Source organism: Pseudoalteromonas sp. 78C3 (genome assembly GCF_002836695.1).
Lineage (GTDB): Bacteria > Pseudomonadota > Gammaproteobacteria > Enterobacterales > Alteromonadaceae > Pseudoalteromonas > Pseudoalteromonas arctica.
Genome location: NZ_PJAV01000093.1, coordinates 1 through 10,449, shown reverse-complemented (window position 1 = coordinate 10,449; position 10,449 = coordinate 1). Strand labels below are relative to the sequence as shown.

Annotated in this window: 8 protein-coding genes and 1 pseudogene; 6 read left to right on the top strand and 3 right to left on the bottom strand. The window is 35.9% G+C overall.

The window, feature by feature from the left end:
- The 3 genes from CXF76_RS02375 to CXF76_RS20650 form a co-directional block, all read left to right on the top strand.
- The coding region (locus CXF76_RS02375) for a DNA topoisomerase (protein WP_269801299.1) at positions 1-353 on the top strand (353 nt) is incomplete at its 5' end.
- 163 nt (positions 354-516) lie between these two features.
- Complete coding sequence (locus CXF76_RS02370) at positions 517-3,261, top strand: hypothetical protein (RefSeq protein ID WP_101162972.1); 2,745 nt, start codon at positions 517-519, stop codon at positions 3,259-3,261.
- Between the two features lie 343 nt (positions 3,262-3,604).
- On the top strand, positions 3,605-3,853 hold the full coding sequence (locus tag CXF76_RS20650; protein ID WP_157823333.1) for a hypothetical protein: 249 nt from the start codon (positions 3,605-3,607) through the stop codon (positions 3,851-3,853).
- Between the two features lie 183 nt (positions 3,854-4,036).
- On the opposite strand, the gene CXF76_RS02360 is transcribed toward CXF76_RS20650, so the two are convergent.
- Together CXF76_RS02360 and CXF76_RS02355 are read right to left on the bottom strand one after the other, a co-directional pair.
- A complete protein-coding gene (locus tag CXF76_RS02360) occupies positions 4,037-4,714 on the bottom strand; it encodes a hypothetical protein (protein WP_101162970.1) in 678 nt (225 codons plus the stop codon).
- A 297-nt stretch (positions 4,715-5,011) separates the two neighbouring features.
- Entirely contained in the window at positions 5,012-5,332 is a 321-nt protein-coding gene (locus CXF76_RS02355) for a helix-turn-helix domain-containing protein (protein WP_101162969.1), read from the bottom strand.
- Between the two features lie 95 nt (positions 5,333-5,427).
- Between CXF76_RS02355 and CXF76_RS02350 the strand changes: the two genes are divergently transcribed.
- Positions 5,428-5,952 carry a hypothetical protein gene (locus CXF76_RS02350; RefSeq protein ID WP_101162968.1) on the top strand — a complete coding sequence of 175 codons (525 nt, stop codon included), beginning with the start codon at positions 5,428-5,430 and terminating at the stop codon, positions 5,950-5,952.
- Between the two features lie 126 nt (positions 5,953-6,078).
- A pseudogene (locus tag CXF76_RS02345) lies at positions 6,079-7,434 on the top strand (DNA topoisomerase); the annotation flags it as partial.
- Positions 7,435-7,510: 76 nt separating this feature from the next.
- On the opposite strand, the gene CXF76_RS02340 reads toward CXF76_RS02345, so the two are convergent.
- Positions 7,511-8,821 (bottom strand): M20 metallopeptidase family protein, encoded by a 1,311-nt coding sequence (locus CXF76_RS02340; protein ID WP_101162967.1) that lies wholly within the window; start codon positions 8,819-8,821, stop codon positions 7,511-7,513.
- A 111-nt stretch (positions 8,822-8,932) separates the two neighbouring features.
- On the opposite strand from CXF76_RS02340, the gene CXF76_RS02335 reads away from it, so the two are divergent.
- The gene (locus CXF76_RS02335; protein ID WP_101162966.1) at positions 8,933-9,790 is read left to right on the top strand and encodes a tetratricopeptide repeat protein; all 858 of its coding nucleotides are present in this window, start codon (positions 8,933-8,935) and stop codon (positions 9,788-9,790) included.
- Positions 9,791-10,449 lie beyond the last annotated feature (659 nt).

The window sequence follows — 10,449 nt, the reverse complement described above, 5'->3', positions numbered from 1 at the left end:
ATACTGATGGTTTAGGAACTGAGGCTACAAGGGCTGGGATAATTGAGCTGTTATTTAAGCGTCAATTTCTGACTCGAAAAGGTAAAGATATAAAAGCGACTGATGTTGGTACGCAATTAATTTGCTCTTTGCCTGAACGTATGACAATCCCTGATATGACAGCCCATTGGGAATCTCAATTAGAGGCTATTAGCCAAAAAGAAATTAAATACGCCCACTTTATGGATCCAATTACGCAAAGCATAGATGCGTTAATCTCTGAGGTTAAAACAGTTACTTTCAGTGGGTTAAAAGGTAAAGGGACGTCTTATAAACCACGGAAAAATTATAAACCTAGAGCAAAGAAAAATTAATAGAGCAATAAAAAGTAATGCTGATGATTCTACATCTACATAGTCCTACTCTCTTATTTTGTTACTGGGTTATAAAGCAAGATAAAAATATATTTAATAAATATAAGATAAGTATAAGTTTAAATTTTTAGTTTTCAATAATTAACTAATAGATGGAGTACACATGAAGCAAGAATTGAGAAGTGCGTATATTGCAAGGATAACAACGGAAATGGCCGAAGTGTTAACTGGTGCTAGGTTTGAGCAGCTTTGTTACATTATTGTAGAACAAGTATTTAGTGAGTATGAACTAAATCACAAAGGTACAAACTTGGCGGGAGCTCCTGTAGGTAACGTCGTTGATACCTTTTCTACCTGTGGAAAACTAGTATGTGAATATAGTACCGATGCTAAATATTTTAATAATTTAACAAAAATAGAAAATGATACCCTACATGCTATGGAGCACTATAGAGATTCCCTAGAATCAATTTTTTTGCTAAGTAATAGGCAATGTAAGCCCAAACAACAAAGAGAAGTGACTAAATATATAAATGAAGTACAGGATACGAGAGGTATAGAAATTAAACTTTGGGATTCAAGAAAGCTGAGTGAATATATTGTTGATGACTTGCTATTTGATGAAGAAGTTACTGAGCGTTTATCTCACTTTATTCCTTCTATACAAACAATTCGTAATGAGTCAGTTATCAACTTCACCTTACCAAAGGTGGAAGTGTCTTATCAGCACCGAACTAATATAGAAGAACTAATTTCTTCAAGGTTACTTGCTGGAAGTAGCAGTGTCATAGTTGGTTTTGGTGGTATTGGTAAATCACGTCTCTGCGTAGCTATTGCTAATTCAATTAAAGAAGAGTTTGATATTTCTTTGTGGTTGGATGCTTCTGAACTAGAGGATCTTAATAAATTAGGCTTTTGTGACGTGTTTAGAAATGGGCACAAATTAAATATTCTAGGACTTCTGCAATCGAAAAAAGTACTTCTAGTTTTAGACGATTTGCTAGCCCCCGTATCACAAGAACAGCTTGAGGCTTTGTGTAAAAATGGTTCTGCGATCATCGCTACCCGAAGAAAAATTATAGATGCTAGTGATTGGAAACTCCCTTTATTAGACATAGATGTAGCGAGAAAAATATTAGAGTTTGAGATAGAAACTCCATGTACTGATGCGTTATCCCAAAAAGTATATGATATTGTCGGAGGGCACCCTCTTATCTATGGTTTAATGAATGCCAATATGCATTCCGGTGATTATGAGTGGGAAGATATTGATAATGATTGTAAATCCATTGCTGAATATGAAGATGAAAAGAGCCTAAAACTCACTGAACGTTTACTTGGGCATCTATTGGGAAGCTTATCTACTCAACTTTCATTTCTGAAAGCATGTAATACTAAGGTTATTGATCTAAACTTTACAAAAGCTTCAATAAGTCCTATTGGTATACAAAAGCTAGTCAAATCGACCATTTTAACTAAGTCTGGCCTTGGATTCTTGAAAGTACATGACGTCATATTTGAAGCACTTGCAAATATTGGTACTGATAAGACAGATATTGAATCTTTATTACAAAACTATTTAAAACATACTGAATTTGAAAGCTGGTCGTCTTTTTTGAGAGTTTCGTACAGACATAATGAACTCATTTACAGCCTCTATAAGTCGACAGACAAGAGCATTTTCTTATATTCACATTTGATTGCTAGTGCTCCCGCAACTTTAATTAAAGAAGAAATACAACCTCCTTCGGAACAATTTGAAGTGGTAAAAAATAGTTTGCCTACAATTGACCGAATCCAAATTTCGACACTCATTGAGTCAATAGAAAGCCTGTATCTGTTGGATAAGGAAATGTCCGAAGATATAGCAAAAGAGCAATTAAAACAGATATTACCTGTTTTCGTCGAATTGATAAGCCTAGTTGCAGGTAATATTGAATTACTAAAACTCATTAGACACCACTATGCCAAATGCTTACTAAGGTTAAACCGTGAATCAGAGGCTGAAACCGAGTTCTTTACTTTAAGCCAAGAACACCCTTCAATGTATGAAGCCAAACTTCAATTGGCTCGAATTTATGCTAGGACAGAAAGAGCTGATGAAACAAAAATCAAAATAGAAGAAATATTAGATGCTTGGATTACAGAAAGTCGCCCATCTATATCTGTGGCTCTAGCATCTTTTGAACTAACTGCTCGCAGTTCAATGAAAGCATTTAAGAGTGAGCTGAATAGCAAGTACGCAGACATGGTAGCTTTAATAATAAAAGAAGCTATGGTATTTGGCTATGACCACTCGTATCGAGCGTTTGGGGTTTTTTCGGGGGATTGGGCTTATAATTATCCTGATAAATTTTTAGATATATTCAATTACTTACCGTTACCCCACTTGTCATCTATTCCTGATAATTATACCAAAAACTCTATTGGTGATTTATATCGTGAAGCAGGAAAAATTTGTTTGAGAGCTGCTGAATCAAAAGCTGATACATACTTAAGTTTGGCTCTAGAGTTTTACGAGTCAGTGCCTTCTCAGAATTCTTTTCAATTGCGGAGAATTGCTGAAACATATTGTCTAAAAGAGATTTATGACACCGCAGAATCAAGATGCTTATCTATTTTGAAACAAAGTAAAAAAGACCCTTTTGTTTACTTCTGGTTATCTAAATCACAAATAGGTTTAGGTAAAACTTATGAAGCATTGGCAAATATTGATATTGGTATAGATAAGCTAAGTAATTATCCTGAAAGTTTTAAAGCTTCATTTTTAGAGGTTAAAAGTGATATTCATAAAAAGATTGGTATCGATGATTTTATAGACATACTAAGCGAGGCATCTGAGATAACAGATTCTTCTAAATACAGATTACAATTAGAAGAAAAAATATTGTTAGCAGAAAAAATATAACTTAACTCGAAGTACTACATTTTAGTAAGTATCGATGTAAAGACATTGTATTTGGGCATTTAAAAATCAATAAGCTATTCCTTTAAATGGAATTTATATCATTTTTAATTTTATTTAAAATAATAAAACCTGACAGGTTGAATGGGTTTGGTTAGGATATGTACATATGGTAGGAAAAAATAAATCAATTTTTCAGCAAATTGCTAATCGTAAAGGTTGGACGTTTGAAGATATAGGTAAGAGGTGGGGGGTATCAGAGCGTCAAATGTCACGAATTGCTAATAGTGGTAATCAAAGGGACATTGACGGAGTAAATGGACTCCCAAATAAAAAAGGTGAAAAAATGAGCGAGTTATCAGAGTATTTAGGATTAACAGATGAGCAATTAGAAGAAATGGATATTGAGTTTAACGAAGACTCAGGTTCAAGTGGTGATACGGTTTATTCTTATTGGTTTACAGTACCTGAAAACACCCCGCACGAAATTTTGGAGGTGACGGGATGGAAAGCAGGTCAGTTGATAAATGGTATACCTACCAATGTATTTGACGAGGATTTGGAATGGGATACTGATGTTGAATCTAGAAGGTGATGATATAGATAGTGAACTATTATCAGCTAGCAATAGCCCACATTTTTGATTGAATATTAAAAACATAGACTCTTTGTATAGCTGTAAAGGTCTTTTAATAGAACGTTTTTTATGCATATTTATTAGATATGTTTAATTCATATATGTGCGTGAAATAAACTTTATAAGTCTAGTTTTACAAGTTTATTTTAATAAGGTTGCAGTGATAACTTGGACTGTTGCCCCCATTACAGTGTTAGTGGTACTTATTCCATCATACCGTAGTGTATGAGGCTTATCTAAAGGCATCCCCACTATCAATGTATTTGTCGAATTTATGAGTAATAAGCGATTTTTATATCCAATATCTTTCATGTATGGATTATCTCGAGCGAGCATGCTTTGAACTATATATTTATTAGCACCTATCTGTTGTTTTATAACAGGGATAAATGGTGCATTTTTTCCATAACGAACTTTAAGAGCCGATGCCCAACCTGTATTGTCAGGGTTTTCGAAAACTTTCCGAATGAAGTTATCGTAAGTTAGGCCTGGGCTTGAGTCGAATTTTGCAATTTCTTCATTTTCTAAAGCTACTTTCTCTTTCTGTGCTATTAACCACTTTTTACGCTCAGCATTTTGTTTATTTTGTACTAAATCTCGCTGTAAACTTCGCTGATGCTCTTTCTCTTTTCTTAATTGTATTTGAGCTTTCAATTTAGAGCGAGCTACACAATTAGGTTCAATTTTTTCATTATTGAAGATAACTGAATGATCTACACAATTAGGATACTGCTTTATTAATGCTTTGTCTTTTTCTGAAGAAGTGGCTGCGCAGCCAGATAATATGATCGTTGTAGTAATTATGTAGACTGACTTCATGCTCTATCATCCTTAATTTCTAGAAGAAAATTTTATATATTTTATTATATATGACCTTTTACCCATTAAATATAAGTATTATTTATCAATATAGCTGATTTTACATACCTACAATTTTGGTTCATTTGTCAGAAGCAACTATTCATTTTAAAATATGTAATCTATAGAAAGAGGTTAATTCACCTTGAAAACACTTTACCGCCAGTTGCCGTTATCTATGATTTATTTCTAGGTAGTAGAAGGGACCATTTCAGCATGGCTCTGATTATGAGAGAAAATTGACCCTCTAAGGTCTTATTAAATACTAGACTTGATAAATTTAGCTAAAGAGCTAATCAACTCTTTTTTTTCCTCTAAAGTTAACTCATCAATTAAACAAGCCAACTCTGCGGACTCTTCACTATCACAAAATAGATAATTTAAAGGTACTTTTAGCTCATCAGCCATACGTTGTAATGTTTGTATGTCAGGGGTGTGCCTGTCTTTTTCGTAATGGTTCATCCTGCTACTTGCGGAGCTTTGATCCATGCCAATACGAATACCTAATTCTTTTTGAGTCATGCTCGCTCGCTTACGAGCTTCTTTAAGCCTGATTGGTATTGGGTTTGGTTTAGACATTTAGCTTTCATCTTGTTCACCTGAATAACTTAGATTGTCTAAGTTTTACTTATATTAGTATACTTAGCAATCCTAAGTTTTGTTGGTAACTCCAAATGACCAAAGCAATTAAGCTCAATGAAGATATTTATCATCTTTTAGTAAAAAAAAATTTTAACCATTTCACTATCACTGCACTGCGAAATACTTTGCAAGCGCTTAATGATACATATAAAAATCCAGATGAGGCTAGACGCTTTGTTTACAGGCAGGTAATGCGCTTGGTTGATAAAGGTTTGTTAGTTAGGGATGAAAACCCAAGCCCAAAACGGGCTCAATATAGTAAAACGCCGTTATTTAAAACATCAATATTCACTAGAGTAACCAACGACTCGATTGCAAACCTTTCACAATCTCAAGTTATAAATAACAATTTTGAAAGTGAACTTGATGAAGCCATAAAAGTATGTGAATCAGAGGTGTTAATATTAGTTAGCGAGATAGAAGAATATAAGCGGCTTATCAACACATTTCCTAATAATCGTGATTCAATAGTAATCTTTTTAAGTGATGGGCAAACACGTTTATTTTCACTTAAAGGAAAGTTAGCAGCATTGAACAACATTCAAAACATTAAGTAATGGATTTGTATTTTTCAGCCAAAGGAAAAGAGGTTCAATTATGCACCTCTGTTTTTTTACGTTACAATATGACAGGATTTGAATAAAAGCTATATTGACACAATTATTGAGGCTCTGGCTAATAAAGGAAAAGTACAAACCCCTATTTTAGGGCTTGTTGTTAATAGAGATAACGAAATAGCACACTTTGTATCTAAGCCTTTTTACGATGTACTGGCGCATTTACTTACTCCAGATAACCAGCCATTCATAGCTAAGTGGGTTCCTAGTAAAGCATGTGAGCCACATCAAGATGAAGAAGGGCGAATACTTAACAAAGCACTCGCAGAAAATGTTGCTTCGCGTATTACCAAACAAAATGCTGAGCTTACAGCGCTTGAGCAAAAACAAAAAAAACAAAGTGCTCCATTACCTTATAATTTATCTGCACTGCAAATAGATGCGGCTAAAGCATTTGGAATGCCAGCTCAAAAGGTGTTGGACATTTGCCAAATACTTTACGAACGTCATAAACTAATTACTTACCCACGCTCTGATAATCGTTATTTACCTAAAGATCACCATCAAGATGCATCTGCTATTTTTAAAGCTATAAGTGCTAATGGTGGGCAAAGCACTGAATTGGTAAATGGGGCTGATGTAAAAAAGCGTAGTAAATGTTTTAACGATTCAAAAGTGGCTGCCCATCATGCCATTGTGCCTACGGCTAAGCAGTTAAAGTCAGCGAGTTTGAACGGTGACGAAGCGAAGGTATATCAATTAATAAGCCGCCATTACCTAATTCAGTTTTATCCCGACTATATATATAACGAAACTAAAGCAGAGATAACAATCACTGGCGGATTATTTAAAGCAAATGCAAAACAAGATGTAAGCTTAGGCTTTAAGGTATTAACGGGTAAGTCTGAATTAAAAGATGAAGCTACGTTACCTCCTTTAACTAAAGGTATGCCTCTTTTTTGTGAGCAAGGCGAAGTGGTCGAAAAGCATACATCACCTCCTGCTTATTTTACCGACGCTACATTATTGGCTGCGATGACGGGCATTAGCCGTTATGTTAAAGATCCACAAATTAAAAAAGTATTAAAAGACACTGATGGTTTAGGGACTGAGGCAACACGTGCGGGAATAATCGAGTTGCTATTCAAGCGGCGCTTTTTAAAACGTGAAGGTAAGTCAATTAGAGCGACCGAAACGGGACTTGCCCTTATTAGCGTATTACCACAAGGTTTAGCGAGTCCTGATTTAACCGCAAAGTGGGAATCGAGCTTAGGTGATATCGCGCAGCAAGTAATGAGTTATCAGCAATTTTTACAGCCTTTACTTGCTGACCTAAATGGGTTTGTACAATTAGCAGCAAACTGCGATAGCAATGCATTTGCAAGGTTACCAAAAAGCTCACCTAAAAAACGCTTTGCTAAACGAGGTGGAAAAGCGACCTTTAAAAAGTCGAGTTATAAAAAAAGCTCTGTTGCTAGTTAGCTACAGAGCCATTTTATTAAACGATATTACTTAACCTGAACTCTGCTTGAGATATATTTATTATCCAGAATTCAGGTTACTTATTAAATAAAGCAACAGCAGCGTTACTCATTGCTTTTATTCCGGTAGGGATAGCAACTTTATAATCTGGTGCAAATTTACTAGAGTGTAGGGAAGGGAGTACTTCACCTGTTTTTATCGAATCTGCATATTGTGCTTGGTTTACACCTCCTAGCCAAAATAAGGTAATCGGGATATTTTCATCGGTGCGTCCGAATAGGCCAAAGTCTTCACCCGCCATTACAGCTTGTGTTTCAAGCACATTAGTATCACCAATTGCGCTGGCAATAGAGTTTCTAACAATGTCTGTTTGTGCAGGGTTATTATAAGTAGATGGAATAGATTCATCTTCATGTACATATACTACAGGGTAGTTTGATTCATTTAGGCCAGCACTTTGTGCAATACCTGCCGTGATTCGTTTTATTGCTGCTATTTGAGCACTTCTAACATTTGGGTTATAGCTTCTGAGAGTGAGTTGTAGTTTTACTTCATCCGAAATTACATTATGTTTTGAGCCACCATGAATAGACCCAACCGTAATAACCGAAGGCTCTAGCGGTGAAAGTTCTCGGCTTGTGATTGTTTGCAGAGCAAGTACTGTGCGTGCAGCTATAACCACAGGGTCTATAGTTGTATGCGGGTAAGCACCATGACCACCTTTACCTTTAATTGTAATATCGACAGAATCTACACTTGCCATAGTGTATTCATTTTTCATTGATACCTTACCAGCGGGGACGCTAGCACTTACATGCAAAGCAATTATATGATCAGGTTTTTCATATTTACTAAATAGTCCTTCGCCTAACATGGCTTTAGCACCCCCACCAACTTCTTCGGCAGGCTGTGCAACCATCATCAAAGTGCCTTTCCATTGATCTTTGTGTACTATTAATTGCTCAGCAGTACCAATAAAAGAGCTCATGTGAATATCGTGGCCACAACCGTGCATTACACCTACTTTAGCACCATGCTCATCTATTACTTTAACTTTTGAGGCATAGGACTTTCCTGTCTGCTCTATAATAGGTAAGCCATCGGTGTCAGTACGGATCATCACGGTTGGACCGTTTCCGTTTTTGTAAATGCCGACAACACCAAAGCCACCTACATTACTTGTTACTTTAAAACCCAGCTGAGTTAATTTATCCGCTATTTTATTACCCGTTTTTTGTTCGTGATAAGAAAGCTCTGGCGATTGATGTAAATCGAGGTAAAACTTTTCTATAGCTGGCATGGTTTTGCTTAAATTCAAATCGAGTCCATTTGCTTGTACTAATGGGCTTGCTAATAAAAGTATTGCACTTAGATAAGTTAATTTCATGTTTTCCCTCATTGTTGAATATGTATACCGGATGATTTAGGTATATGACTTGTAATTATTATGTTCACCACCATATAAAAACCTAAATAGATGAATATGGCAATCAATTCAATGAGCAACATAGTTAGTATTAATGCGCAAAACCTTCAACAAGTACTCGGTGAAACATCACAACAAAAATTGGTGTTGCTTAACTTTTTCTCTCCTCAAAGTCCTGACTGTATCGGACAGGCTGCAATTTTAGATAAAGTAGCGGCAGAATATGCAAGCTATATAGTAGTAGCAAACCTAGATTGCGATGCAGAGCAAGCACTCGCATCTCAACTTGCGCAACAAGTTGGTCTGCAAACACTGCCTACCCTTGTATTATTAAAAGACTCTGCACCAGTAGATTTACTTGCAGGTGTTCAAAGCGAAGCACAAATACGCGAAGCCCTAGCAAAGCATTTACCTGCACAACAAGACTTACTGTTAGAACAAGCAAAGCAAGCGTTATTAAAGTCAGATTTAAATGCTGCATTTAATTATGCAAAGCAAGCTTATGAAATAGACAGCGGTAATGCACGTATCAAATTAGTGCTAGCAGACATATGTATTCAAATTCACAAGGTAGATGAAGCCCAAGCGCTTATAAATACAATAGACGTACAAGAGCAAGATGCTTACTTTAATAATATAAAAGCAAAATGCGAAGCTGCGCTTGAAGCAAAAGACTCACCAGAGATTAAAGAAAAGCAACAACAAGTAGAAAAGTACCCAAATGACCTAGAATTAAAAGAAGAGCTCAGTATTTTACTTAATGAAGCGGGCAGAAAAGAAGAAGCATTGGATATACTATTTACAGTGCTGCAAAAAGATCTGAATTTCAATGAAGCGAAACCAAGCTTTTTAGCCATTATTGCCTCTTTACCTGATGGCGACGCACTCGCAGCAAAGTATCGTCGCAAGTTATATAGTATTTTATACTAGGGTCTGTTGCTCTTTGCGGATTAAAATTTGTTCAAACTAGGGGGTGTTTAATCGCGGCGCGAGATTTGTAACCTAGTGGGCTCGGTAACTACTCCTGCGTTACCCTACTGGCTTACATCCATGTAAGAATAAGTAAAAACCGAGTAACAAAGAGTAAATAGCCCCTAGGAAGAACCCTTTGGGCAGCGCCTGTTTGGCATTAATGCTACGTTATCGCCTATTTATGGGGAGTAACCACACTACATAGGCTCTGCCTTGCCTGAATACCAAACAGGCTGCTGCAAATTTAACCTTGAAAGATAAACAGACCCTAGATTCTAATAACTATTACTTTTGAGAAGCACCTAAATAAGGTGCTTTTTGCATTTTTAAGGTTTTAATTAAAAGCTATAGAATGGTTTAGCTATGTAAAAACAAGAGTTATCAACAGGTTTTTGTGGGTAACTTGTGCTTATCATGTGTGCTTGCTTGGGGCTTAATTTTAATTACTATTTTATGCAAATAACGCTTGCGTAAAATCCGCCGCTCCCTATAATGCGACCCCACTGAGACGGGAAACGCCAACACATAGCGAGGCACGAACTACTCAGAGAGTAAAATAAAACTTCGGTTTTAAATTATCGAAAGAAAGTTTAAAACTAAGTGTTGACTCGAAAAAC

Bases quoted from the DNA above. Each gene is read 5' to 3' on its own strand.
- CXF76_RS02360 (WP_101162970.1), bottom strand. From the start codon at position 4,714: ATGAAGTCAGTCTACATAATTACTACAACGATCATATTATCTGGCTGC.
- CXF76_RS02370 (WP_101162972.1), top strand. From the start codon at position 517: ATGAAGCAAGAATTGAGAAGTGCGTATATTGCAAGGATAACAACGGAA.
- CXF76_RS20650 (WP_157823333.1), top strand. From the start codon at position 3,605: ATGAGCGAGTTATCAGAGTATTTAGGATTAACAGATGAGCAATTAGAA.
- CXF76_RS02350 (WP_101162968.1), top strand. From the start codon at position 5,428: ATGACCAAAGCAATTAAGCTCAATGAAGATATTTATCATCTTTTAGTA.
- CXF76_RS02355 (WP_101162969.1), bottom strand. From the start codon at position 5,332: ATGTCTAAACCAAACCCAATACCAATCAGGCTTAAAGAAGCTCGTAAG.
- CXF76_RS02340 (WP_101162967.1), bottom strand. From the start codon at position 8,821: ATGAAATTAACTTATCTAAGTGCAATACTTTTATTAGCAAGCCCATTA.
- CXF76_RS02335 (WP_101162966.1), top strand. From the start codon at position 8,933: ATGAGCAACATAGTTAGTATTAATGCGCAAAACCTTCAACAAGTACTC.